The organism is Achromobacter sp. 01N37, from assembly GCF_056399725.1.
The window spans coordinates 356,092-379,641 of the sequence record NZ_JBFTRX010000004.1 but is presented as its reverse complement, the minus strand read 5'-3'; the positions used below and the strand labels follow the sequence as shown (position 1 = coordinate 379,641).

Genomic DNA, 23,550 nt, shown 5'->3' with positions numbered 1-23,550 from the left:
GCATGAAAAAAGCGGCCAATGGCCGCTTTTTCCAAACCGGGGCGAACCCCGGCGTACTGCTTTGCCGCTTAGTGCGAGCGACCGCCTTGGCGCAGCTTACGCGCCGCGATGGCTTGCGCAGCCAGCATGGCGAGTTCGGCTTCGACAACCGCGATGTCAGCCTTGTCCTTGGCGTTCGCAAGGGCCTCTTCGGCCTTCTTGCGCGCTTCCACGGCGCGGGCTTCGTCCAGGTCGGAAGCACGGATAGCGGTGTCGGCCAAAACCGTCACGCTGCCCGGCTGCACTTCCAGAATGCCCCCGGCGACGAAGATGTTTTCCTCGCCTTGGTCGGCACGAACGATCTTGACCGTCCCGGGGCGTATGCGCGAAATCAGCGGGGTGTGGCCGGGCAGAATGCCCAGTTCACCCGCTTCGCCAGGCAGCACCACGAACTTCGCCTCACCGGAGAAGATCGCTTCCTCTGCGCTGACGACATCCACATGCAGGGTAGCCATATCGGTTCCTTATTGCAGTTTCTTGGCCTTCTCGAAGGCCTCGTCGATCGAACCGACCATGTAGAAGGCCTGTTCCGGCAGGGAATCGCACTCGCCGTTCACGATCATCTTGAAACCACGGATGGTTTCAGCCAGCGGAACGTACTTGCCCGGCGAGCCGGTGAACACTTCAGCAACGTGGAACGGCTGCGACAGGAAGCGCTGGATCTTACGCGCGCGGGCCACGGCCTGCTTGTCGTCCGGCGACAGTTCGTCCATACCCAGAATCGCGATAATGTCGCGCAGTTCCTTGTAGCGCTGCAGCGTTTGCTGCACGCCACGAGCAACCGAGTAGTGCTCTTCGCCAACGACTTGCGGGTCGAGCTGGCGGCTGGACGAATCCAGCGGGTCCACGGCCGGGTAGATACCCAGCGAAGCGATGTCACGCGACAGCACGACGGTGGAGTCCAAATGCTGGAAGGTCGTGGCAGGCGACGGATCGGTCAAGTCATCCGCAGGGACGTACACGGCCTGGATGGACGTGATCGAGCCCGTCTTGGTCGACGTGATGCGCTCTTGCAGCTTGCCCATTTCTTCAGCCAGCGTGGGCTGGTAGCCCACGGCCGACGGCATACGGCCCAGCAGTGCGGACACTTCGGTACCGGCCAGGGTGTAGCGGTAGATGTTGTCCACGAAGAACAGGATGTCACGGCCTTCGTCACGGAACTTCTCGGCCATCGTCAGGCCGGTCAGCGCCACGCGCAGACGGTTGCCCGGGGGTTCGTTCATCTGACCGAACACCATGGCGACCTTGTCCAGAACGTTCGACTCTTCCATTTCGTGGTAGAAGTCGTTGCCTTCACGGGTACGCTCACCCACGCCGGCAAACACCGACAAACCGCTGTGCTGCTTAGCGATGTTGTTGATGAGTTCCATCATGTTCACGGTCTTGCCCACGCCGGCGCCGCCGAACAGGCCGACCTTGCCGCCCTTTGCGAACGGGCAGACCAAGTCAATAACCTTGATGCCGGTTTCCAGCAGTTCCACCGACGGCGACAGTTCGTCGAAACGGGGAGCCGATTGGTGAATGCCACGCTTTTCTTCGTGTTGGATCGGGCCAGCTTCGTCGATGGGACGACCCAGCACGTCCATGATGCGGCCCAGCGTGCCGGTGCCGACCGGCACCGAGATCGGGGCGCCCGTGCCGTTGACCTTCATGCCGCGGCGCAGACCGTCGCTGGAGCCCAGCGCAATGGTACGCACCACGCCGTCGCCCAACTGTTGCTGCACTTCCAGCGTCAGACCCTTTTCGGCGAACGACGAAGACTCGTCCTCAGCCAGAGTAAGCGCTTCATAGATCTTGGGCATGTGATCGCGGGGGAACTGAATATCCACCACGGCGCCGATGCACTGAACGATGGTTCCGTTGCTCATGTCGATTCCTTGCTTGATAGCTTTAGACGGGAGCTGCCTGCCTTAAACGGCGGCAGCGCCCCCTACGATTTCCGAAATTTCTTTGGTGATCGCGGCCTGACGGGTCTTGTTGTAGACCAGTTGCAGCTCTCCGATGACCTTCTTGGCGTTGTCCGACGCCGCCTTCATGGCGACCATCCGGGCCGACTGCTCCGAAGCCATGTTCTCGGCCACGGCTTGATACAGCAGGCCTTCAACGTAACGCTGCAGCAGGTCGTCGATCACGCTACGGGCGTCGGGTTCGTAGATGTAATCCCAGCTGTAGTCCGACTTCACTTCCGACGTCTTGGCCAGGCTCTCAGCACCCGTTTGGTACGGATCTTCCAAACCATTGGCCAACGGCAGCAGGCGCAAGAACAGCGGCTCCTGCTTCATCGTGTTGACGAAGCGGGTCGAAGCCACGTACAGCGCGTCGATGCGGCCATCCAGGTAGGCGTCCAGCTGCACCTTGATCGCGCCCAAGAGGCGGTCCAGTTGCGGCTTGTCGCCCAGTTGCACTTCCTGGGAAACCAGTTTGGCGCCGATACGGGTCAGCACACCCACGCCCTTGTTGCCGAAAGCGGTCGCTTGCACGGCAACGCCGTTTTTCTCGAACTCTTTCAGCTTGCTCAACGTCACGCGAGTGATGTTGGTGTTCAAGCCGCCGCACAAACCCTTGTCCGTCGTCACCATGACCACGCCGACCGCTTTGATTTCGCGTTCGACCAGGTACGGGTGGCTGTACTCGGGGTTGGCCTGCATCAGGTGCGCAGCAATCTCGCGCACCTTGGTGGCGTACGGACGACCAGCACGCATCCGTTCCTGCGCCTTGCGCATTTTGGATGCGGCGACCATTTCCATCGCCTTGGTGATCTTGCGCGTGTTTTGCACGCTCTTGATCTTGGTTCGGATTTCCTTAATTCCGGGCATTGCGCTTTCCTGTGAAGACTGGCCGATGGGTTCCGCTCACGCCTCAACCATCCGGTAAGGATGGGTGAGGCGTTGCAGACGCCTAACCCATCACTTTCTTAAAAAGCACCGTGCTTCTTGAATTCCTGAACGGCGGTAGCCAATTCGGCTTCGTCGTCCTTGGACAGTTCCTTGGTGTCTTCGATGCGCTGGATCATGGCCGCATGCTTGGCCTTCAGTTGATCCTTCAGCGACTTCTCGAACGACAGCACTTGGGCCACGTCCACGTCATCCAGGTAGCCGTTGTTGACCGTGTACAGCGTGACGGCCAGTTCCCACACTTGCAGCGGCTGGTATTGCGGCTGCTTGAGCAGTTCGACCACGCGCTTGCCGCGTTCCAGCTGGCGACGGGTTGCGTCGTCCAGGTCGGAAGCGAATTGCGCGAAGGCGGCCAATTCACGGTACTGCGCCAAGTCGGTACGGATACCGCCGGACAGCTTCTTCACGACCTTGGTCTGAGCAGCGCCACCCACACGCGACACCGAAATACCGGCGTTGATTGCGGGGCGGACACCGGCGTTGAACAGGTCGGTTTCCAGGAAGATCTGGCCGTCGGTGATCGAGATCACGTTGGTCGGAACGAAGGCGGACACGTCACCCGCTTGCGTTTCGATGATCGGCAGTGCGGTCAGCGAACCGGTCTTGCCCTTGACGGCGCCATCGGTGAACTTTTCGACGTAGTCTTCGTTCACGCGGGCAGCACGTTCCAGCAGACGCGAGTGCAGGTAGAACACGTCGCCCGGGTAGGCTTCACGGCCCGGCGGACGGCGCAGCAGCAGCGACACTTGGCGATAGGCCCAGGCTTGCTTGGTCAGATCGTCATAAACGATCAGGGCGTCTTCGCCACGATCGCGGAAGTATTCGCCCATCGTGCAACCGGCGTAAGCGGCCAGGTATTGCATGGCGGCGGAGTCAGAAGCGGTAGCGGCCACGACGATGGTGTATTCCATCGCGCCGTGCTCTTCCAGCTTGCGAACCACGTTGTTGATCGTGGAAGCCTTCTGGCCGATAGCGACGTACACGCAGGTGACGCCCTTGCCCTTCTGGCTGATGATCGTGTCGACAGCGACGGCGGTCTTGCCGGTCTGGCGGTCGCCAATGATCAGTTCGCGTTGACCGCGGCCGATCGGCACCATCGAGTCAATAGCCTTGACGCCGGTTTGCAGCGGCTGCGACACCGAGCGGCGGGCGATAACGCCAGGCGCCACTTTTTCGATGATGTCGGTAGCCTTGGCATTGATCGGGCCCTTGCCGTCGATCGGCTCGCCCAGCGTGTTGACCACGCGGCCTTTCAGTTCGGGACCAACCGGAACTTCCAGAATGCGGCCGGTCGTCTTGACCTGGTCGCCTTCGGAGATGCCGGTGTAGTCACCGAGAATAACGGCGCCGACGGAATCGCGCTCGAGGTTGAGCGCCAGACCGAAAACGTTGTTGGGAAATTCGAGCATTTCGCCCTGCATCACATCGGACAAGCCGTGGATGCGGGTAATACCGTCGGTCACGGACACGACGGTGCCCTGAGTACGGACATCAGCCGAAGCGCCCAGGCCCTCGATGCGGCTCTTGAGCAGTTCGCTGATCTCGGAGGGATTGAGTTGCATATTGACTCCTGGAATCCTGTTAGTTGCCTTAAGCGGCGAGCTGATCGCGCATGCGGACCAATTGGGCTTGTACGGAAGTATCGAGCACCTGGTCACCGACAGCCACGCGCACGCCGCCGATCAACGACTGGTCGACGGTGACGTTGGGCTTGAGCTTGAGGCCGAATTTTTGTTCGAGCGCGGCGACCAGTTCTTTGACCTGGGCGTCGCTCAGTTCGAACGCGCTGGTGATTTCCGCCTGCGCCGTGCCCTCGTGACGATTCCGCAGCACCACGAATTGCGTGGCGATATCGGGCAGCAGCAGCAGCCGGTCATTTTCGACCAGCAGCTCGATGAAATTACGGGCGGCCTGGGGCAGTTCGGCCTTGATCAGGCCGGAAAACAGCTCGACGCGCTGCTTGTCACCCAGACGCGGGTCGGCCATGGCCTCGCGCACGTCGGGGTTGGAGGCGACCTGCGACATTTCGCTGACCAGGTCGGCCCAAGCCGGCAAGCCGGCCTTGTCGTCGCGCGCTGCGCTGAAGAGCGCTTCAGCGTAGGGCCGGGCAACAGTGGAAAGTTCAGCCATGACGGTCCCGGATTAAAGCTGCGCGCGAAGCTGGTTGAGCAGCTCGGCGTGGGCGCGGGCGTCAACCTCGCGCTTGAGGATCTGTTCAGCACCCTTGACAGCCAACGCGGCAACATCGTCGCGCAGCGAGTCACGAGCGCGCTGGACTTCCTGCGCGGCATCCTGAGCGGCTTGAGCCACGATACGGGCGCGTTCAGCTTCCGCTTCACGGCGGGCTTGCTCGATCAGGGAGGCGGCTTGCTTCTCGGCCTCGATGATGCGGGCGTGGTTTTCGGACTTGGCAGAAGCCTCGATCAGACTGACACGCGCCTGGGCTTGAGCCAAGTCGGCTTTGCCCTTCTCGGCGGCGGCAAGGCCGTCGGCGATTTTTTGGCGGCGCTCGTCCATCGCCTTCGTCAGAGGAGGCCACACGAATTTCATCGTGAACCAGCCCAGAACGAAGAACACGAGCATCTGGAAAATGATCGTCGCGTTCAGATTCACGGTCGTTCCTTTAACACCTTGCGGCTCCGACCGCACCCGGAAAGGGGCGTCACGGAGCACTCGATACTTTGCTGGCCGGCGACGGGGCTTGTGCCCACATCGCCGCCAACGTCATGACCCGCCTATTCGCCGGCGGGCGCTGCCTTAGCCGACGAACGGGTTGGCGAAGGCGAACAGCATGGCAATACCCACGCCGATCAGGAATGCCGCGTCGATCAGGCCAGCCAGCAGGAACATCTTCGTTTGCAGAGCGTTCATCAGCTCAGGCTGACGAGCCGAAGCTTCCAGATACTTGCCGCCCATCAGTGCGATGCCGATGCAAGCGCCGATAGCACCCAAACCGATGATGAGACCGCAAGCGAGGGCAACGAAAGCGACGTTGGTCATGACAACTCCTTGGTTAGAAATCTGAAGTCAAAAATTGAAAAAGGGGTACAGCTCAATGCAAGATAATCTTGCTATCCCACGCTGGCCGGGTGGCCAGCGCGAGAAATTCGGGGGATCAGTGGCCTTCGTGTGCCTGGCCGAGGTACACCAGCGTCAGCATCATGAAGATGAAGGCCTGCAGAAGGACGATCAGGATGTGGAAGATCGCCCAGATGGAGCCGGCCAGGATGTGGCCGATTCCCAAGCCGATGCTGGCACCGTTAAAGCCGGTCCAGGCGCCACCCAAGAGGGCGATCAGCATGAAAATCAGTTCGCCGGCGAACATGTTGCCGAACAACCGCATGCCCAGCGACACGGACTTGGCGGCGTATTCGATCAGGTTCAGCAGCAGGTTGAACGGGGCCAGCACAACGGCGCCGATGCCATGCGCATGGAACGGCGCAGTGAACAGTTCTTTGACGAAGCCGCCCGGGTGCTTGATCTTGATGCCGTAATAGAACATCAACAGCAGCACGCCCAGCGACATGCCCATCGGCACGTTCAGGTCGGCCGTCGGCAGAATGCGGTGGTAGTACAGGGGATCGCCGTGCTCGGCACCCAGGCCGGTCAGGCGCCAGATGGAGGGCAACAGGTCAACCGGCAGCAAGTCGAGCGCGTTCATCAGGATGATCCAGAGGAACACGGTCAGCGCCAGCGGGGCGATGAAAAGACGGCTTTTGGCGTTGTGGACGATGCCCTTGGCCTGGTCGTCGACCATGTCGACGATCATTTCCACAAATGCCTGGAAGCGGGTCGGCACGCCACTGGTGGCGCGGCGAGCTGCGCGCCACAGGAAGAAAATGACGATCAGGCCCATCAGGCCGGACCAGAACAACGAGTCGTAATTGATGATGTCGAACTGAGCAATTGCGCTCTGTTTCTCACCGGTATTGTTCAGGTGCACCAAGTGATGCTGAATATACGCGGACTGAGGCGACACGTCGCTGGCAGCAGCCATTTGAATCCTACCCTATTTGCTGTATGCCCGGCCCTTGCGAGCCGGACGATTCCACGATCACGTTTGCCGCTACTTACTACTCGGCGCTAAGACAACTTGCGGAACATCAAGAGCAGGAGGTAGCCCTTCAATGTGAGTATCAAACCGATCAATGCGGCAGGCCAAACCAGACTGTCCTGCGCCACACGCGAAAGCAGCCACAACAGCAACGCCGTTGCGAACAACTTGATCAACTCACCAGAGAGAAAGGTAAAGGGACTGGCCTTGCCGGCCCGAACGCTGACAACCAGGCGCAATGCAAACAATGCATTGGGTATGAAATACGCTCCCGCCCCCGCCAGCGCCGACCAACCAGCCGCCGCCCCTCCGACAACCCCCGCAATTACTGCTGCTGCGAGCCCCATGGCGCCTTGCGCCGCCAATGCCAACAGGAGCCCGCGGCTTGCTTGAGCATTCAGCGCTGCGCGATCCGCATCGCTGAGAACCAGAACTTTGATCTCATCATCCTGGTCCAACAAACCCTGCTGCACATTTTGCATCGAGTTCTGCATCAAACATCCCCGCTTTACTTCTTGCTCCTATCAGAACCGGCGTGCCCGCACTTGAAACCGGATGCTTTGGCCCTACATAGAGCAAAGACACCGTACTTCAGTGCGCGCTAGTGTCTCGGTTCGGCTTGCCTGCGTTGCATTGCATTGCGTTGGTTTCGCTTCGCTACTTCTGCCACATTCACGCAATCCGTTCCCATCCACTGCTTACCAGCCGCCACGTGTTCTCATCCCGCAAGCGTCAAACCCGCAGAGTATAGCTTGAATCTTTTTCGCCAAGCAAATGAACTTTCGGGCGTTTGTAAGGTGCCAACAACGGGCGCATCGTACCAAAATTAGGGACGAAAAAGCGGCCCCCGCAATGGGGGCCGCTTTGTTCTGCCTGGCGGTGCTATCAGGCCTTCAGCATCAATCTTCCTTGACCGGCGGCGGCGCCCACAGGCCGTCCAGTGCCGTGTCTTGCGGCCAGTACAAGCGCATGCTCAGCAGGAACGGGCCATCGGTGGCGGGCGTGCTCAACCAGTTCGAACGCTTCTTCTCGCCCGGGTCGCGGCGCTGGATATAGATGTCCAGCGAGCCGTCCGAGTTGTACTTCAGCTGGTCGGTGCTGCGCAGCGCATAGCGGTTGGCGGGGTTATCCGCAAAGCCGTGCTTGTCGTTGTAGACCTGCAACGACCAGAACGCGTTGGCCGGCGGCAGCTGGCCCTTGTCGAAATGCAGCACGTAGTCTTCATTGGAATTCAGGGCGCGGCCCTTGGAATCCGACACGGTGACCGGGTACAGCACATCTTCCGGCGTTGGCGCGCCCAGCCCCGCATACGCGATGGACGCGCGGCGCGCGTAGTCGGTGCCATAGGTGCCGATACCCGACAGCACCGTGTTCCAACCGTTGATCGGCGTACCCAGGCGCGACACGCCATCGGCAATGCGGCGGCCGGCCAGCGGCTGCGCGTCGGCCAGCGCCTGCTGCACGGCCGGGCTCAAGCGCCCATACGAGAACGGCTGGCGGCTATCCAGACCAATGCGGCGCATGCGGTCAATGATGGGCGTGTCATTGGCGTGCGCCGGGTTGTTGCGCAGCACATCGAAGAACACCGTGAAGAAAGACGCGGCGTCCATGCTGGCGGCTTGCTCCGCCGGCGTGCCTTCGGGCAGATTCACCGGCGTCGGCATCGGCAAGTCGCTGCCGATGGGCGCCGAACCCACGCCCGAACCCGTCTGCGGATACGCAGAGGCCGGGGCGCGGCCGCGCATCGGCGGCGTGGCGGCGGTTGCCGTGATCAATGGCGATGCCGTCATGCCCGCCTGAATCTGATTGACCGCGGCATAGTCTTGCGGGCCACCCGTTTGCGTCCAGCCGATCAGCCAGCCGGTGGAGGTCGGGCTGCGGATCACGTCGACGCCGGCGGGCACGCTGCCCTGCCAGTTGGGGCCGACGATGACGAAGGATTGCGCGCCCGGACCATTGGTGCGCGTGCCGCGCGAGGCGAACACATCGCTCCACATATCCAGCGCCGACAGCACGAAGTAGCGGTTGCCCGTGTCGGGCAGGTTCACCACCAGCGGGGCTTTCGTCACGTCAAACCACAGGCTGGAATACAGGGCGTCGGCGGTGGGCCACGGCGTATCCGCCGCGCGCGGATCAGGGAAAGCGGCCTTGTGGCCAAATTGATTCACCGGCGCGCGGCCCTCCAGCGGGCTTTGCACGGCGGTGGCCTTGCGGCGCGCCAGTTCCATCAACACCATGGGGTACGCGTAGACGTAAGCGTCGATGGCGGTGTCGCGCAGTTCCTGCTCGCTCATCTGCGGCGCGGGCGCCGAGTAAGGCGTTTCGGACACCAGGCGCAGCGTAGGCTGCGGCGATTGAGCCTGAGTGGCGGTCATGAAGCAGGCGCTCAACGCGCCGGCGAGTACCGCGGTCGACCACCGGCGGTTAGCGATAAAAGTACGCATGCAAGGCTCCTTCTTGATTTTGTTTGCGAGCGAGCCGCCGCGCGGAACTTGCCAGGTGGGGCAAGCCGCTCTGGCGCGGCACCTCTAGATGACGCTTTTTCAGGATAGGGAAGAAGCCTGCAACAAGGTGCTGCCTAGACGTTTCAAAGCGCAACGCCAAATCCCTGCTTGCCGTCCAAGAAAAAGCGCGCCCACATGGGGCGCGCCGTCACTATTCAGGCCTGTCCGCATCAAAAGCACGGACGTAACAAGGCTTAACGGTGTTTGAAGTCCGGTTTACGCTTTTCAGTAAACGCGGCCATGCCTTCCTTCTGGTCTTCGGTGGCGAACAGCGAATGGAACACGCGGCGTTCGAACAGTAGGCCTTCGTTCAGCGAACCTTCAAAGGCGCGGTTCACGCATTCCTTGGCCATCATGACGGACGGCAGCGACATCGATGCGATGACGGTGGCGGCGTCCAGCGCTTCTTCCATCAGCTTGTCGGCGGCGACCACACGCGACACCAGACCCGCGCGCTCGGCTTCCTCGGCGCCCATCATGCGAGCGGTAAGCGCCAGGTCCATGGCCTTGGCCTTGCCCACCGCGCGCGGCAGACGCTGCGTGCCGCCTGCGCCCGGGATCACGCCCAGCTTGATTTCGGGCTGGCCGAACTTGGCGGTGTCGGCGGCGATGATGATGTCGCACATCATCGCGAGTTCGCAGCCGCCGCCCAGCGCGTAGCCGGCGACGGCCGCAATCACGGGCTTCTTGATGCGCTTGAGGGTTTCCCAGTTGCGGGTGATGTATTCGCTGCCGTACACGTCCATGTACGACCAATCTTTCATGGCGCCGATGTCGGCGCCGGCGGCAAACGCCTTTTCGCTGCCGGTGATGACCACGCAGCCGACGTCGGCATTGGCTTCAAACGCCAGCAGCGCCGCCCCGAGCTCATCCATCAGTTCATCGTTCAGCGCGTTGAGCGCCTTGGGGCGGTTCAGCGTCAACAGCCCAACGCGGCCCCGGGTTTCGACCAGTACAAACGACTCGCTCATTGAATGTCTCCAGTAATAAGATAGAAGCATGAAAAAATCAGATGCCGCTTTTCCGATACTTTACCGCCTTGAGCCTCATGATCCCGCCGGACACCGCTACCGGATAACCCTAACGATCGATACGCCCTCGCCCGACGGCCAGCGCCTGTCGTTGCCGGCCTGGATTCCGGGCAGCTACCTGATCCGCGACTTTTCCCGCCAAATCGAATCCGTCTCGGCGCGTGCCGGATCAAAGCGCGTGAATGTCGACAAAATGGACAACCACACCTGGCAGGCCGCGCCATGCGACGGCCCGCTGCAAATCGAATACGTCGTCTACGCCTGGGACTTGTCGGTGCGCGGCGCGCATCTGGATGACAGCCACGGCTTCTTCAACGGCACCAGCGTCTTCCTGCGCGTGCATGGACAGGACCATCTGCCCTGCCTCGTCGACCTGGCGCCGCCGCGTGGCCTGGACGGCTGGAAGGTCTACACCAGCTTGCCGGAAGCGCGCGGCCATCAGGGCGCGGCGCGCCGCCACGGCTTCGGCCTGTACCTGGCGCCGGACTATGACGCGCTGATTGATCACCCCGTGGAAATGGGCACGCCGCAAGTCGCCCGCTTTACCGCCCATGGCGCCGAGCATGAACTGGTGTTCACCGGTGTTGCCGCGAATCTGGATCTGGCGCGCATCACGGCCGACGTAAAGAAAATCTGCGAAACCCAGATTGAGTTCTTTGAACCGCGCACCAAACGCGCGCCGTTCCTGGACAGCGCTGATCGCTACGTATTCATGACGATGGTCACCGGCGACGGCTACGGCGGCCTGGAACATCGCGCCAGCACCGCGCTGATGACCTCGCGCAAGGACTTGCCCGTGCTGGGCCAGCAAGGCCAGGGCGAAGGCTATCGCGGCTTTCTGGGCTTGGTCAGCCACGAATACTTCCACACCTGGAACGTCAAGCGGATCAAGCCGCAGGCGTTTGCGCCCTACCATCTTGAGCAGCCCGACCTGACGCGTCTGTTGTGGGTGTTTGAAGGTTTCACGTCTTATTACGACGACCTGCTGCTGCTGCGCTCGGGCGTGATCCCACAATCCGACTACCTGCGCCTCTTGGCCAAGACCATCACCAGCGTGCATCGCACGCCCGGCCGGGCCAAGCAATCGGTGGCGGAAAGTTCCTTCGACGCCTGGACACGCTATTACAAGCAGGACGAGAACTCGCCCAACGCGCTGGTCAGCTATTACACCAAGGGCGCGCTGGTGGCCCTGGGCCTGGACTTGCTGATCCGCCGCGACAGCGCGGGCGTCCACTCGCTTGATGACGTGATGCGCCTGCTATGGGACCGTTATGGCCGCGACTTCTATCAGGGCAAGCCGCAAGGCCTGCCGGAAGACGGCTTGCCTGCGCTGATTCAGGAGGCCACGGGCGTTGATACCCGCCGCTTCATCGCGCGCCACGCCTATGGCACGGCGGATGTCCCGCTGGCGGAACTGCTGGCGCCCCACGGCATTTCGATGCATTGGAAAGCAACGGCCAACATTCCGTCGATGGATGTGCGCACGCGCAAGCAGGGCGACACGCTGACGCTGGCGACGGTGCTGGAAGGCGGCGCGGGTCATCAGGCCGGGCTGTCGGCGGGCGATGTGCTGGTCGCGGTGGGGGGGTTGCGGGTCGATGCGCCCGCCGGCCTGGATCTGCTGCTGGCGCAATACCGGCCCGGCGACCGCGTGATCGTGCACGTGTTCCGCCGCGATGAGCTGCGCGCGTACCGCGTGAAGCTGCGCGCGCCTGAAGCGCTGGACTGCGTGCTGACGGTGTAAGAAAGCAGGCGGGCCGATCTCTCGGCCCGCCCTGTTCACGGGTCCTTATTCGTAGAACAGCGTCACGGTGGCGGTAGCGTTGACGTGCCCCGCCACCAGTGTGTCATCGGTTTGGTAGTACCGCGCCACCAGCGGGATCGTCAGCTGTTCCTTGTCAACCGTCGTCACGGCGGTCGTGAATTCAGTGCGGGTCGCAAGCGGTTGGATGACATTGCTGCCGAGTTCGCCCTGCAGCAATTGCACGCCAACGCCCCGCGCCATATCGCCCCCTTGGGCGTTCTTGATGACGTGTTCGGGCGTGCCGTCCGCATCGATCCGATAGGCCACCTTGACGCCTTGATCGCATTCCAGCTTGATGTCAAACGCCTTGTCCGCGGCCGTGGCGCCGCGATGACCCAGGTGACGGTTGTTGATCGTCAGGAGCTCCACCTCTACCGTTTTCTCGCTGACCGTGCAACCAATGCTGCTGGCCTCGTAAGCCACGTTGCTGAAGTCCACCATATTGCTGCGCAACGCACCGTAATAGACTTCAGCGCGATGCGCGAAGGACACGCCGGATTTGATCGGGCCGATCTTGATGAGTTCAAACACGAACTTCTGCGGCGGGTAATACTGCCAGTTTCTGATCCGGTGCCGATGTCCCGGGTAGTTCATGTAGACCCCGCCCTCGTGCGTCCAGAATATCCGCATGCCGATACCCGGAATGCCGGACTCATACACGTGTTCGTAGCCCGGCACCGCCTTCGCGCCCGGTTGCAAACCATACGCGAACCACTCGCCGTTGGTGGTGCAGCGAAGATAGCCAATGCCCTCGTCGATGAATTTCGTGTAGATCGTGCTGCCCACCAGCGCGTCTCGCGGCGGTTTCATTTCTTGCAGATTCTGCGCGGTAATGGTCGTAGACAGGGACTCACCAGTGCATGCCGCCCACGCTGGACGGCCCGCGAACATCAACAATGCAAACCCGAAGGCCGCGAGTCGCAAGGTTGTTTTCATGATGCCGAATCCTGTCGTGACGATGGTTGGACTGGCGTGCATGGCAACTCCAGCTGCGGGTAGTAATGCGCGTCTTCGGACGCCGTTTGCTCGTCGACCTGATAGATGGCCTGACATTGCTGATCGGCCTGTTCTCCCCACTTGACCGCCAGTTGCCCTTGCCCCTGCAAGCCACGCACGAAAGCCCGGCCGCCCTGACCCACCAGGGTGATGGCATCCATGCCCGGGATGATGACTTCGGCGCCCATGGGAATGGTTGCGCCGTTGTCGCGCACCAGTTTCAACAGGATGGGCCGGCCCGCCACGGTGGGATAGCGCAACAACACGATCGCGCCCGCGCGCGGTGATACTTGCTGCGACGTCATTGCCAATTCGACATCTCGCGACGTGCCTTTGGGATCAAGCGCGACTTCATTGCGGCGGTAGGGCATCAGGCCCGCCACGACGCCGTATCCATTACGACCGATGCGGCCACGCGAACCCGAGACAATTCCGGCGCCATGGGCATCGGGTGCTTCAAGCACCGCCATGGTTTCGCCTTGGGCCTGGGTCGCGTTGATGCCTCCCGCGTGGGCGATCAAGGTCCCGCGCATGCCTGCGCCGAATTGGCGATAGCTGCTACCGCCGCTGCCGCCCGTGCCGCCGCTGCCAGACAGCGTGTAGTTGGCGTGCGCGGTGTCGTAGCGCAGGCTGCCGCCCTGGTTGCCACTGCCCTGGCCGTTCGTGCGGTCATACGATCCGTAAACGCCATAGCCGAACTGCCCCGTATCGCCTGCGGACCCGCTGACAGACGCGTTGGCGCTGCGCTTGCCGTTGCCTTCAAAATTCATGGATGTGCTGAGATACGCCGCATTCGCGCCGCGTCCCAATGGCAGGCTCAGGCTTAGCAAATACTGATTACCGAAGCGGCCGCGCTCGTCGCGCGTGCGCGACATGCTGATCGTGACACTGCCCCACGCGTAGCCGTTGGAGTAGCTGGTGTAGTAGCTCGTATCGCGGCGGTTGCGGTTCCAGTAGTTCTGCGCGATTCCAGACAGCGTCACGTGCCCCCAGCCATCGCCCAAGGGTTGGCTGATATTGAACTGGAACCGGCTGCGCTCTTTGCCGCCGTATGCCCATGCGCCGCGCGATTCACGCGCCCGTGCGAATTCCCCAAAGCCCAGATAGCCCTCGCTTGAAAACCGATACGCCATCACGCTGAAATTTGTGGAAGTGGGCTCAAGCAGCTTGCTATAACTTAGCCGCACGCTGCGCCCGCTTGAAGAGCTGCCGGCAGGGTTGTCTGCAACGCGGGTTGCCGCGTCATTTTCCGAGTCACGCGACAGGTCGTTCAACTGCCCCCATCGCCCGCCCAGACCCGTTGCGTGCGACTGCGTCAGATCCGCCGCTAACGCCCCCAGCGGCGTACTCACCGCCACGCCGGCCTGAATGGCCCGATACTGCTGCGCCGCGATGACGCCGCCATAGCCCGTCACCCTATCGGACAGGCCGCGCTGATACGTGCCCTGCACAAACGCGGGCGGCGTACTGAGGGCGTCGTCGCGATACCGGCCGCCCGTCACGCTGAAGCGCGAACTGCCGGGGCGCAGCAACTGCGCCACCGACGCATAAGGCACCACGAAGTGCTTGCTGCGCCCATCCGCTTCGGTGATCGTGACGTCAAGATCGCCCGCGTAACCGGTGTTGTACAGATCGTCGATGGCAAATGGCCCGGGCGATACCTTGGTTTCGTATAGCAGGTTGTTGCCCTGGCGCACGCTGACTTTGGCTGTGGTGTCGGCCACGCCGCGCACCACCGGTGCAAAGCCGCGCATCGAGTCAGGCAGCATGCGTTCGTCGCTGCTGAGCTGGACGCCGGTGTACGGCACGCTGTCAAAGAGATTGCCCGGCGTGTAGAACTGCCCCAGGGTCAGTTGCGCACTGGCCGCCGTCACATCGCGCTGCACGTAGGTGCTCAATGCCTGATAGCGGCTGCGCTCGGATGCGCCGGGGTCGTCGGTATAGCTGAAAGAGCCGTTGTGCCGAAAGCGCCACTCGCCCAGATTGACGCCCGCGTTCGCGCTGCTGTAGAAGCGGCGTTGCGTGCGATTGCCGACACGGTTGGACGACAGGTTAAGCCCGTATCCCAGAAAGCCGGCATCCACGCCCGAGTCCCATTCCTCCGGCGGCACGTAACCGCGCGCCACCGACTTCAGGTAGAGCTGAGCAATGGAAAGATCGGCGCGCAGGTCACCCAAATCGACATCGAATTGGCTCGCGGGCGGCAGGCTGTCAACGCCCAGGCAGTCAGTTTCCTGCTCCACAGCGCCCGAGGGCGTGGCCAACATTGCCAGATTGACCCCCAGCCGCTCATAGACCTTGGCCGGCAGACAGGGCTGCACCGCCGGCTGGCCCGGGGACGTGGGCGACGGCATGGCCTTGACGTAGACCTGCTCACGGCCCACCCGGTTTCCGTTCAGGTACAGGTCCAATTGGTAGACACCCGGCTCCAGGGAATTGCCGCGCTGGAAGCGCGACAAGTCCACCGTTTGCCCTCGGCGGCTGCCAAAGAATGCGGGGTTGAATTCGACGGACTCGCTGGCCTGGGCCGCTGCGCTTGCCAAACCGGACCCAAGTAGAAGCCAATGGCCGATGCGTAGACGGCGGAACATGACGCCGCTAAGAAGCAAGGCGACTTTCGCGCCGAACCGTGGCGCCGTAGTCGTTGATCCATTCGAACACTACGGCGCCCTTGGCGCCCGCCGCGTTCGGCAGTTTTCCGCCGCCCAGTTCCGTTACGGACTTTGGGGCCAGCATGCGGCTCGGCACCGGCAGGGCGCGCCCGTTCTGCAGCGTCAGTTCGACGGTGGTCAATGACACATGAAAAGCGCTGTCATTGCGCACTTGCAGCGTCGGGCCGTTGCTGCCTTGCACGATGCGCCATTGCAACTGCGCGGCTGCCTCGCCCACCGTGCCGGACAGGCCCATCGGGCGGAAGAACAGCTTGATGCGGCTGCGGAAGGCCAGCTGCATGTGGTTCGCCACTTGTGCGCCCGGCAGCGGCGGGACGTCGAGCACGTTCATCCAGAAAACGGATTCGCGGTCGGAAGGCACGCCAGATGACGGCGCATAGGCGATGCGCAGCGTCTGGCCCTTGCCCGGGTTGATGCGCGCAAGCGGCGGCATGATCATGAACGGCACGTTCACTTCATCCGGGGTGGAGTTCGCGTCGCCGTCGTCGATCCAGGCCTGCACCAATGCTGGCTGGCCGCCGTCGTTGGTCAAGCGCAAGGTGACTTCGCGTTCTTGGGCGGGATAGATGATGCGCGTGCCGCCGATCACCACGTTGGACTGGGCGGAAGGGGGCAGCAGGGTCGCACAAGCCAGGCATAGCGCCGCGCATAGATGGCGGAGCATGGCCCGGCTGGCGGAATCTGAAAGCCCCCTGAGCGTGCGCTCAAGGGGAGCCGGCTTCATTCGTAGATCAGGTCCAGCAGCACTTCGGTCTGGACGAGACCCGCCGTGGTGGCTGCGGTTGCGGCCAGGTACTGGGCGTAGAACTCGAGCTTTGCCGTGCCAGCATCGATGCTGACCGTTTCAGCGCCATCGCCCGTAAACAGGTTGATGGGCTGATATTTGCTGTTCAGCAACTGCACCTGCGCGCTGGAAGCATCCTTGCCATCTTGGGACGCCGCCTGGTTGATCAAGGCGCCCGTGGAAGGATCGACGTTCGAATCACGGTTAAAGCGCGTTGTCACTTTGCTGCCCGTGCAGCCAGTCAGGTTCAATTCGACGAGCTTACGGCCGGCGACATCATTTTGGTTAGCCAGAGCGCTGACGCTGACGGGGTCAAGCGACACCTGTTTGACGCCTTCGCTGGCCACGCCCTCGATTTTGCAGGTGGAGGAAGACACCTCGCCCTTGAACACCAACTTCACATCCGCCGCCAACGCACTGCCGCACAGTACCAATGACGACAATGCCAGGCCTGCCGCAACAATCTTCTTATTCACCGCACTCTCCGACTGACTTCTCACCAAGGCGGGCGACCTGCCACACCTTGGTCCGCCGCGCAGAATCAGGACGAAGCCGTCACTTGATCAGAGCAGAGGACCAGAAGCATTGTTTCGAATCCATCGGTCGTGAAATACGAGAAATTTCTCAAAGAAAATTTTGCGGCCCTGCGGTGAGGACGATGCACAACACATCTGCGCAGGGCATTACAGAAATATCAGTTGAGCTTGGCTCCCGACACCTCTACCGCCTCTTTCCATGCCCCCAACTCATGGTCGATATGCACCGCAAATTCAGCGGGCGTGGAGCCGACCGTTTCATATCCGTAGCCCGCCAACTGCTGCTTCAAGGCAGGCAGCGCTACCGCGTCCGCGATACCCCGGCTCAGGGCGTTGACGACATCAGGCGGCGTGCCAGCAGGCGCCAACACGCCGTACCAGCCATTGACCACGAAGCCCGGCACGCTTTCGGCCACCGTCGGCACATCGGGCAGCAAAGGCGAACGCCGTTCGCCCGTTACGGCAATGGCCTTCAGCTTGCCGGCCTGCACCTGGGGCAGCGATGTGGAAATGCTGTCGAACATCAGCGAGACTTCGCCGCCCAGCAAGGCGACAACCGCCGGGCCGCTGCCTTTGTACGGCACATGCATCATGTCGATGCCCGTCTGGTGCTTGAACATTTCGGCGGCCAGATGGCTGGTATTGCCGTTGCCGGCAGACGCGAAGCTGAGTTTGCCGGGATGGCTCTTGGCGTAGGCGATCAGTTCGGGAACCGTGTTGGCGGGCGTATTCAATGGCGCGGCCACCAGCATCGGCAAGGTCGCCACCAGCGAGACCGGCGCAAAATCCTTGCGCGTGTCGTAGGGCAAAGACGGATACAGGCTGGGGTTGATGGCGTGCGCCGCCAGCACCATCAGCAAGGTGTAGCCATCGGGCTTGGCGCGCGCCAGTTGAGCCGACGCGATCGCCCCGCCCGCGCCCGGCTTGTATTCCAGCACCACGGGCTGGCCCCACTTCTTTTGCAGCTCCGCCCCCAAGGGACGCGCCAGCATGTCGGCGCTGCCCCCGGGCGGATACGGAATCAGCAGGGTGATGGGCTTGTCGGGGTAGACCGGGGCGGCCTGCGCGGCGCCGATGGACAACACGCACAGCGACGCTGCGGCCAGCAGGGAACGGATCATCAGCAGTCTCCTTGGCCCGAGGGCCGGAATCGAAGGGGCGGGGATCGAAGGGCGGGATCGAAGGGGCGGGATCGAAGAGACCGGGATCGAAGGGCGGGACCGGAGCGCGGGCGCCTCCGTGCCCCCGCCGTCAGGCGTAACGCGGCGCGCCGGCGGCATCCAGCACGATCACGCGCGGTGTCTCCGGGAAGTTCAACGGTGCATCCGTGACCGACCGCAGATACGCCGCGCTGACGCCCGCCGTCATGGCGTGAACCTTCAGCCCCTCTGGCGTCACATCAATCACGGCCAGATCGGTATAGATACGCGTGACCACGCCCTTGCCCGTCAGCGGATACGTGCATTCGCGCTGCACCTTGGGCGTGCCGTCGCGGCCCCGATGCTCCATCGTGACCAGCACCTGCTTGGCGCCCACCGCCAGGTCCATGGCGCCGCCCACGGCGGGAATGGCGTCGGCGGCGTCGGTTTTCCAGTTGGCCAGGTCGCCCGTTTCCGACACCTGAAACGCGCCCAGCACCGCGTAGTCCAGATGGCCGCCGCGCATCATCGCGAACGAGATGGTGTGCTCGGTGATGGATGCGCCGTCCAGCAAGGTAATGGGCTGGCGGCTGGCGTTGATCAGGTCCGGGTCCACGTGCTCGCCGCTGGCGGCGGGGCCCATGCCCAGGATGCCGTTTTCGCTGTGCAGCAGGATGTCTTTGTCGGGCGGAAGGTAGTCGCCCACCAGCGTGGGCATGCCGATACCCAGGTTGACGATGGAGCCGTCGGGGATATCGCTGGCCAGCAGCTGCGCGATCTGTTGCCGGGTCAGGCCCGTGATGGGTTGCGTGTCTTGTGTGCCTTGTGTGTGTTGCATGTCAGGCCTCCACCCGCACCACGGATTTCACGAAGATGCCTTGCGTCATGACCTGCTCTGGCACGAACGTGCCCAACGGCACCACTTCGTCCACCTGCGCAATCGCGTGGCCCGCGGCCATGCACATCACCGGATTGAAGTTGCGCGCGGCGTGCCGGTACATCAGGTTGCCCCAGCGGTCGCCCAAGTGCGCACGAATCAGCGCGTAGTCGGCGCGCAGGGGGTGTTCCAGCACGTAGCCCACGCCGTCGATCACTTCCTGGCGGCGGCCCTCGGCCAGCTCGGTGCCATAGCCCGTGGGCGTGTAGAACGGGCCCAGGCCCGCGCCGGCCGCGCGCAGGCGTTCAGCCAAGGTGCCTTGCGGCACGCATTCCAGTTCGACTTCGCCCGCGCGGTAGGCGCGCGCAAACGCGTCGGAATTGGGCGGACGCGGATGCGAGCAGATGATCTTTCTGACCTGCTTGCGAATCAGCAGCGCGGCGATGCCCCGTTCGAAGGTGCCCGCATTGTTCGAAATGATGGTGAGATCGCGCCGGCCCGATTCCGCCAGGCAATGCAAAAGCTCGTAAGGCACGCCCGCTTCGCCAAACCCGCCCACCAGCACGGACGCGCCATCGGGAATGACGGCAATGGCGTCGGCCATGGATGCTTGAATTTTGTCGATCACTTATTGCTCCTGCGCCAATCCGGCCGCGTCCACGATCTGTTTCCAGCGGGTGCGTTCCTGGTTGATGAAGGCCGTGAACTCGGCCGGCGTGTTGCCGCCCGCCTGCCCGCCCATGGCTTTGAACCGGTCGGAGATATCGGGGCTGCGCACCACATCGCGGGTGGCGGCGTAGAGCTTGCCGACCACGTCTTCTGGCGTGCCAGCCGGGGCGATGAGCCCGAACCAGGCGGTCACCACCATGTCTTTCACGCCGGCTTCGGCCATGGTCGGCACGTCGGGCAATTCAGCCAGCCGCCGCTCGCTGGTGACGGCCAGCGCACGCAGCTTGCCCGACTGGATGTACGGCATGGAGCTGGGCAGGTTGTCGATCATGAAGGTGAACTGCTGGCCCAGCAGCGCGGCCACGGCGGGGCCGGCGCCCTTGTACGGGATATGCGTGCCGGCCACCCCCGCGCGTTGCTTGAAGAGTTCGCCCGACAGATGCGGCGATTGGCCGGCGCCGGAGCTTCCGAACGACACCTTGGACGGGTCCCGCCTGGACTGCGCCTGAAGGTCAGCCACCGAGCGCACGGGTGACGCTTCATTCACGACCAGCACGTTAGGCACCGAGATCACCAGCGTGACGGGTGCAAAGTCCGCAGGCTTGTAGGGCAGCGTCTTGTACAGCGCGTAGTTGATGGCGTTGGGGCCGATGTTGCCCATCAGCAGCGTGTAGCCGTCGGGCTTGGCGCGGGCCAGCGTTTGCGCGCCGATGATGCCGGCGGCCCCCGCGCGGTTCTCAACGATGACCTGCTGGCCAAGCTTGGCGCCCAGCTTGTCGGCAATCAGCCGCGCAGCGATGTCGGTGGTGCCGCCTGGCGCGGCAGGAATGATGAGGGTGATTGGCCGTTCAGGCCAAGCGGCGTGCGCGGGGCCCGCCAAGGCGAAGGCCATCGCGCCGGCAGCCAGCCAGCGATGCGAGTGCAACATGCTTGTCTCCCGACGTGATCATTGATTGATCAACTTGTGGGAGGAGTGTGTGCGCCGCGCTGGCAAATGCCTATTCTGCAATGTGGAGGTCAGGCTTCGCCTGAGCTGAACGCGCGTCGGCCCGCCCTTTCAACCGCCGCCTTTGCCCTCGCCTTACCCCGCGGCCCTTTCAACCGCCGCCTCTCCCCTCACCTTACCCCGCGGCCCGTTCCCACCGGCGCTGGATGGCCTTGGCCGCGACCACGCCATCCGCCATCGACGTCACCACGCAAGGATGCATGCGGTGCGCCACTTCGCCCACGGCATAAATGTCGGGCACGCTGGTTTCGGCGGTAGCGAAGTCGGTGCGGATATAGCCGCGTTCGTCGCGGGCCAATTGCAGGCTGTCGGCGAAGGCGGCTTGCGGTTCCCAGCCGTAGAAGACCAGGATCAGATCGTATTGACGGCCATCCACGCTGCGGGTCTCGGGGTCGACGGTATAGGGGCCGATGCGCACGCCATCCCGCCCGGCGCGCGTCACCCATTGCTGCTGCGCGCGGACGCTGCGGGCGTACAAGTGCACGGCGCGCGCGCCGCGGTTGCGCACGTAGACGTAATTCTCAAACGCGTTGTCGCCGCCGCCCAGCACGGCCACCGACAAACCGGAATAGTCCTGCGCGACGATGGGCGAACCCGGGCCGATCAGCACACCGGGCCAGTTGGCGCCCGGCGGGTGATCCGGCAGGCCTTTGGCGCGCACGCCCGAGGCAATCACCAAGGTGCGGCCGCGCACGGACGTTTCGCCATCCGGCCCGTGCAGCGTGGCCTGGATGCCGCCCTTGCACGGCAAGACGCGGGTCACGCGGGTTTCCAGCCGCAGCGGCACATTGGCCGCGCGCACGCTGGTATCGATATTGGCCGCCACCTGCTGGCCGGTCACGCCGGGCAAGACGGCGATCCAGTCGTCGGAAAACGGGTTGTCACTGCTTAAACCGCCCAGGCGGGCGCTGGCTTCCACCAATAATGGGGACAAACCAAGTCTGGCCAGCCAGAGCGCGCAGGAAGCGCCCGCCGGCCCGCCGCCTACAATGACCGCATCGTGCAACTGTTGCATTTCACCCCTTATTGACTGCGCCGGCGTCTCTCGGGCGCCCGGACATGGCCGAATTGTAGCCAGCGCGCCGCCCCCGATCCGCTGTCCCTTTACAATTCCGGCTGTCCCACCAGGTTTCCATCATGCCCACACGCCGCATCATCCTTTCCGGGCTTGCGCTCGACGCCCGCATCGGCATCCTCGAGCACGAGCGCCGCGCTACCCAGCCCCTGCATGTCGACGCCGAATTCGACGTGGATATCCAGCGCTCGGTCGACGACCACGATATCCACAGCGTGCTGGACTACCGCCGCCTGCGCGAAGCCATCGTTGAAGAATGCACGCAGGCGCATGTGAACCTGATCGAAACCCTGTCCGAACAAGTGGCCGCGCGCCTGCTGGCCGACTTCCAGGAAATCCGCTCGCTGCGCCTGCGCATCAGCAAGCCCATGGCCTTTTCCGACTGTGCGGCGGTGGGCGTGGAAATTCAGATCACGCGTTGACCATGAACGATATCGCTCCCCCTGGCATCCGCTTCCGCACGGAAGCCGAAGAAAAAGCCCGCCACGAAGGCAACAAGCTGACCAAGCGCCTGGCGCGCGAAACCACGCGCGCCCTGTCCGACTACAACATGATCGGAGAAGGCGACCGCGTCATGGTCTGCTTGTCGGGCGGCAAGGATTCCTATGCGATGCTGGACATCCTGCTCCAGCTGCAAAAGCGCGCGCCGTTCAAGTTTGAGCTGATCGCGGTCAACCTGGACCAGAAGCAGCCGGGCTTTCCCGACCACATCCTGCCCCAGTACCTGAAAGATCTGGGCGTGCCCTTCCACATCGAGACGCAGGACACGTATTCCATCGTGACCCGCGTGCTGGAAGAAGGCAAGACGATGTGCTCGCTCTGTTCGCGCTTGCGCCGCGGCATTCTGTACCGCGTCGCGTCTGAGCTGGGCGCCACCAAGATTGCGCTGGGCCACCACCGCGACGACATCCTGGCCACGTTCTTCCTGAACCTGTTCTACGGTGGCAAGGCCAAGGGCATGCCGCCCAAGCTCGTGTCCGACGACGGCCGCCACACGGTGATCCGCCCGCTGGCTTATGTGGCGGAAGCGGACCTGATTGCCTATGCCGAACTAAAGCAATTCCCGATCATTCCGTGCAACCTCTGCGGCTCGCAGGAAAACCTGAAGCGCAAGGAAGTGGGCCGGATGATCAAGGATTGGGACAAGCAGCATCCGGGCCGTTCGTGGAACGTGTTCAATGCGCTGTCGCGCGTGGTGCCGTCGCATTTGATGGACCGCGACCTGTTCGATTTCGTGGGCTTAAAGCCCACCGGCGTGCCGGACGCCAATGGCGACACGGCGTTTGACGCGGTGGACCCGGATGACGACGCGGACGAAGCCTGCGGCGACACGCCCGAAGCGTTGGAGCCGGGTGCGATTGTTGAAAAGAAAGTGATGTTCACGCGTCAGTAAAAGGCCAGGCCCCGAGACAAAACTCGGAGAACAGGCCACGCAAGCAAGTCACGAGAAAGGGCCGCCCACAGCGGCCC

At 62.9% G+C, this 23,550-nt stretch carries 23 protein-coding genes; 3 read left to right on the top strand and 20 right to left on the bottom strand.

Going from position 1 to position 23,550, the window contains the following annotated elements; genetic code table 11:
• Window positions 1–68 precede the first annotated feature (68 nt).
• From AC1DSJ_RS10670 to AC1DSJ_RS10620, 11 genes are all read right to left on the bottom strand, one after another.
• On the bottom strand, window positions 69–494 hold the full coding sequence (locus AC1DSJ_RS10670; protein WP_006217064.1) for a F0F1 ATP synthase subunit epsilon: 426 nt from the start codon (window positions 492–494) through the stop codon (window positions 69–71).
• 9 nt (window positions 495–503) lie between these two features.
• Window positions 504–1,907, bottom strand: a complete 1,404-nt coding sequence (atpD, locus tag AC1DSJ_RS10665; protein WP_054421224.1) for a F0F1 ATP synthase subunit beta — start codon at window positions 1,905–1,907, stop codon at window positions 504–506.
• Between the two features lie 42 nt (window positions 1,908–1,949).
• On the bottom strand, window positions 1,950–2,855 hold the full coding sequence (atpG, locus tag AC1DSJ_RS10660; protein ID WP_054421223.1) for a F0F1 ATP synthase subunit gamma: 906 nt from the start codon (window positions 2,853–2,855) through the stop codon (window positions 1,950–1,952).
• Between the two features lie 98 nt (window positions 2,856–2,953).
• Window positions 2,954–4,495, bottom strand: a complete 1,542-nt coding sequence (atpA, locus tag AC1DSJ_RS10655) for a F0F1 ATP synthase subunit alpha (RefSeq protein WP_175170565.1) — start codon at window positions 4,493–4,495, stop codon at window positions 2,954–2,956.
• A gap of 28 nt (window positions 4,496–4,523) precedes the next feature.
• Entirely contained in the window at window positions 4,524–5,063 is a 540-nt protein-coding gene (locus tag AC1DSJ_RS10650) for a F0F1 ATP synthase subunit delta (RefSeq protein WP_054421221.1), read from the bottom strand.
• Between the two features lie 12 nt (window positions 5,064–5,075).
• A complete protein-coding gene (locus AC1DSJ_RS10645; RefSeq protein WP_006227275.1) occupies window positions 5,076–5,546 on the bottom strand; it encodes a F0F1 ATP synthase subunit B in 471 nt (156 codons plus the stop codon).
• A gap of 144 nt (window positions 5,547–5,690) precedes the next feature.
• On the bottom strand, window positions 5,691–5,933 hold the full coding sequence (atpE, locus tag AC1DSJ_RS10640; protein ID WP_003815363.1) for a F0F1 ATP synthase subunit C: 243 nt from the start codon (window positions 5,931–5,933) through the stop codon (window positions 5,691–5,693).
• 115 nt (window positions 5,934–6,048) lie between these two features.
• Window positions 6,049–6,930: a F0F1 ATP synthase subunit A gene (gene atpB, locus AC1DSJ_RS10635; RefSeq protein ID WP_006217057.1), complete on the bottom strand. Its 882-nt coding sequence runs from the start codon at window positions 6,928–6,930 to the stop codon at window positions 6,049–6,051.
• An 86-nt stretch (window positions 6,931–7,016) separates the two neighbouring features.
• Window positions 7,017–7,469, bottom strand: a complete 453-nt coding sequence (locus tag AC1DSJ_RS10630; RefSeq protein WP_156336384.1) for an ATP synthase subunit I — start codon at window positions 7,467–7,469, stop codon at window positions 7,017–7,019.
• 417 nt (window positions 7,470–7,886) lie between these two features.
• On the bottom strand, window positions 7,887–9,431 hold the full coding sequence (locus tag AC1DSJ_RS10625; protein ID WP_054421219.1) for a DUF1254 domain-containing protein: 1,545 nt from the start codon (window positions 9,429–9,431) through the stop codon (window positions 7,887–7,889).
• Window positions 9,432–9,685: 254 nt separating this feature from the next.
• Window positions 9,686–10,462: an enoyl-CoA hydratase gene (locus tag AC1DSJ_RS10620; RefSeq protein ID WP_441371411.1), complete on the bottom strand. Its 777-nt coding sequence runs from the start codon at window positions 10,460–10,462 to the stop codon at window positions 9,686–9,688.
• Between the two features lie 28 nt (window positions 10,463–10,490).
• Between AC1DSJ_RS10620 and AC1DSJ_RS10615 the strand changes: the two genes are divergently transcribed.
• A complete protein-coding gene (locus AC1DSJ_RS10615) occupies window positions 10,491–12,266 on the top strand; it encodes a M61 family metallopeptidase (protein WP_441371410.1) in 1,776 nt (591 codons plus the stop codon).
• Between the two features lie 45 nt (window positions 12,267–12,311).
• Here AC1DSJ_RS10615 and AC1DSJ_RS10610 read toward each other — a convergent pair whose 3' ends face one another.
• The 9 genes from AC1DSJ_RS10610 to AC1DSJ_RS10570 all read right to left on the bottom strand — a co-directional run bounded on the left by AC1DSJ_RS10610 (window position 12,312) and on the right by AC1DSJ_RS10570 (window position 22,020).
• A complete protein-coding gene (locus tag AC1DSJ_RS10610; protein ID WP_175170568.1) occupies window positions 12,312–13,262 on the bottom strand; it encodes a fimbrial protein in 951 nt (316 codons plus the stop codon).
• A complete protein-coding gene (locus AC1DSJ_RS10605; RefSeq protein WP_441371409.1) occupies window positions 13,259–15,913 on the bottom strand; it encodes a fimbria/pilus outer membrane usher protein in 2,655 nt (884 codons plus the stop codon). Before AC1DSJ_RS10605 ends, AC1DSJ_RS10610 begins: the two co-directional genes overlap by 4 nt.
• 7 nt (window positions 15,914–15,920) lie before the next feature.
• Window positions 15,921–16,658, bottom strand: a complete 738-nt coding sequence (locus tag AC1DSJ_RS10600) for a fimbria/pilus periplasmic chaperone (protein ID WP_441371408.1) — start codon at window positions 16,656–16,658, stop codon at window positions 15,921–15,923.
• A gap of 56 nt (window positions 16,659–16,714) precedes the next feature.
• Complete coding sequence (locus AC1DSJ_RS10595) at window positions 16,715–17,254, bottom strand: fimbrial protein (protein WP_054421214.1); 540 nt, start codon at window positions 17,252–17,254, stop codon at window positions 16,715–16,717.
• A gap of 218 nt (window positions 17,255–17,472) precedes the next feature.
• On the bottom strand, window positions 17,473–18,435 hold the full coding sequence (locus AC1DSJ_RS10590; RefSeq protein ID WP_175170571.1) for a Bug family tripartite tricarboxylate transporter substrate binding protein: 963 nt from the start codon (window positions 18,433–18,435) through the stop codon (window positions 17,473–17,475).
• 130 nt (window positions 18,436–18,565) lie between these two features.
• Window positions 18,566–19,291, bottom strand: a complete 726-nt coding sequence (locus AC1DSJ_RS10585) for a 3-oxoacid CoA-transferase subunit B (protein ID WP_441371407.1) — start codon at window positions 19,289–19,291, stop codon at window positions 18,566–18,568.
• 1 nt (window position 19,292) lies between these two features.
• On the bottom strand, window positions 19,293–19,958 hold the full coding sequence (locus tag AC1DSJ_RS10580; protein ID WP_054421211.1) for a 3-oxoacid CoA-transferase subunit A: 666 nt from the start codon (window positions 19,956–19,958) through the stop codon (window positions 19,293–19,295).
• Window positions 19,959–20,927 carry a Bug family tripartite tricarboxylate transporter substrate binding protein gene (locus AC1DSJ_RS10575; RefSeq protein ID WP_054421210.1) on the bottom strand — a complete coding sequence of 323 codons (969 nt, stop codon included), beginning with the start codon at window positions 20,925–20,927 and terminating at the stop codon, window positions 19,959–19,961.
• A 193-nt stretch (window positions 20,928–21,120) separates the two neighbouring features.
• The gene (locus AC1DSJ_RS10570) at window positions 21,121–22,020 is read right to left on the bottom strand and encodes an NAD(P)/FAD-dependent oxidoreductase (protein WP_441371406.1); all 900 of its coding nucleotides are present in this window, start codon (window positions 22,018–22,020) and stop codon (window positions 21,121–21,123) included.
• A 122-nt stretch (window positions 22,021–22,142) separates the two neighbouring features.
• Here AC1DSJ_RS10570 and folB point away from each other — a divergent pair, with 122 nt between their 5' ends.
• Window positions 22,143–22,502 carry a dihydroneopterin aldolase gene (gene folB, locus AC1DSJ_RS10565; protein WP_006217044.1) on the top strand — a complete coding sequence of 120 codons (360 nt, stop codon included), beginning with the start codon at window positions 22,143–22,145 and terminating at the stop codon, window positions 22,500–22,502.
• A gap of 2 nt (window positions 22,503–22,504) precedes the next feature.
• Window positions 22,505–23,473, top strand: a complete 969-nt coding sequence (ttcA, locus tag AC1DSJ_RS10560) for a tRNA 2-thiocytidine(32) synthetase TtcA (RefSeq protein ID WP_427950146.1) — start codon at window positions 22,505–22,507, stop codon at window positions 23,471–23,473.
• Window positions 23,474–23,550 lie beyond the last annotated feature (77 nt).

What these genes read in the sequence shown, in the direction of transcription:
- AC1DSJ_RS10670 (WP_006217064.1), bottom strand. Translation starts at nt 494, where the DNA reads ATGGCTACCCTGCATGTGGATGTCGTCAGCGCAGAGGAAGCGATCTTC.
- atpD (WP_054421224.1), bottom strand. Translation starts at nt 1,907, where the DNA reads ATGAGCAACGGAACCATCGTTCAGTGCATCGGCGCCGTGGTGGATATT.
- atpG (WP_054421223.1), bottom strand. Translation starts at nt 2,855, where the DNA reads ATGCCCGGAATTAAGGAAATCCGAACCAAGATCAAGAGCGTGCAAAAC.
- atpA (WP_175170565.1), bottom strand. Translation starts at nt 4,495, where the DNA reads ATGCAACTCAATCCCTCCGAGATCAGCGAACTGCTCAAGAGCCGCATC.
- AC1DSJ_RS10650 (WP_054421221.1), bottom strand. Translation starts at nt 5,063, where the DNA reads ATGGCTGAACTTTCCACTGTTGCCCGGCCCTACGCTGAAGCGCTCTTC.
- atpE (WP_003815363.1), bottom strand. Translation starts at nt 5,933, where the DNA reads ATGACCAACGTCGCTTTCGTTGCCCTCGCTTGCGGTCTCATCATCGGT.
- atpB (WP_006217057.1), bottom strand. Translation starts at nt 6,930, where the DNA reads ATGGCTGCTGCCAGCGACGTGTCGCCTCAGTCCGCGTATATTCAGCAT.
- AC1DSJ_RS10630 (WP_156336384.1), bottom strand. Translation starts at nt 7,469, where the DNA reads ATGCAAAATGTGCAGCAGGGTTTGTTGGACCAGGATGATGAGATCAAA.
- AC1DSJ_RS10625 (WP_054421219.1), bottom strand. Translation starts at nt 9,431, where the DNA reads ATGCGTACTTTTATCGCTAACCGCCGGTGGTCGACCGCGGTACTCGCC.
- AC1DSJ_RS10620 (WP_441371411.1), bottom strand. Translation starts at nt 10,462, where the DNA reads ATGAGCGAGTCGTTTGTACTGGTCGAAACCCGGGGCCGCGTTGGGCTG.
- AC1DSJ_RS10615 (WP_441371410.1), top strand. Translation starts at nt 10,491, where the DNA reads ATGAAAAAATCAGATGCCGCTTTTCCGATACTTTACCGCCTTGAGCCT.
- AC1DSJ_RS10610 (WP_175170568.1), bottom strand. Translation starts at nt 13,262, where the DNA reads ATGAAAACAACCTTGCGACTCGCGGCCTTCGGGTTTGCATTGTTGATG.
- AC1DSJ_RS10605 (WP_441371409.1), bottom strand. Translation starts at nt 15,913, where the DNA reads ATGTTCCGCCGTCTACGCATCGGCCATTGGCTTCTACTTGGGTCCGGT.
- AC1DSJ_RS10600 (WP_441371408.1), bottom strand. Translation starts at nt 16,658, where the DNA reads ATGCTCCGCCATCTATGCGCGGCGCTATGCCTGGCTTGTGCGACCCTG.
- AC1DSJ_RS10590 (WP_175170571.1), bottom strand. Translation starts at nt 18,435, where the DNA reads ATGATCCGTTCCCTGCTGGCCGCAGCGTCGCTGTGCGTGTTGTCCATC.
- AC1DSJ_RS10585 (WP_441371407.1), bottom strand. Translation starts at nt 19,291, where the DNA reads ATGCAACACACACAAGGCACACAAGACACGCAACCCATCACGGGCCTG.
- AC1DSJ_RS10575 (WP_054421210.1), bottom strand. Translation starts at nt 20,927, where the DNA reads ATGTTGCACTCGCATCGCTGGCTGGCTGCCGGCGCGATGGCCTTCGCC.
- AC1DSJ_RS10570 (WP_441371406.1), bottom strand. Translation starts at nt 22,020, where the DNA reads ATGCAACAGTTGCACGATGCGGTCATTGTAGGCGGCGGGCCGGCGGGC.
- folB (WP_006217044.1), top strand. Translation starts at nt 22,143, where the DNA reads ATGCCCACACGCCGCATCATCCTTTCCGGGCTTGCGCTCGACGCCCGC.
- ttcA (WP_427950146.1), top strand. Translation starts at nt 22,505, where the DNA reads ATGAACGATATCGCTCCCCCTGGCATCCGCTTCCGCACGGAAGCCGAA.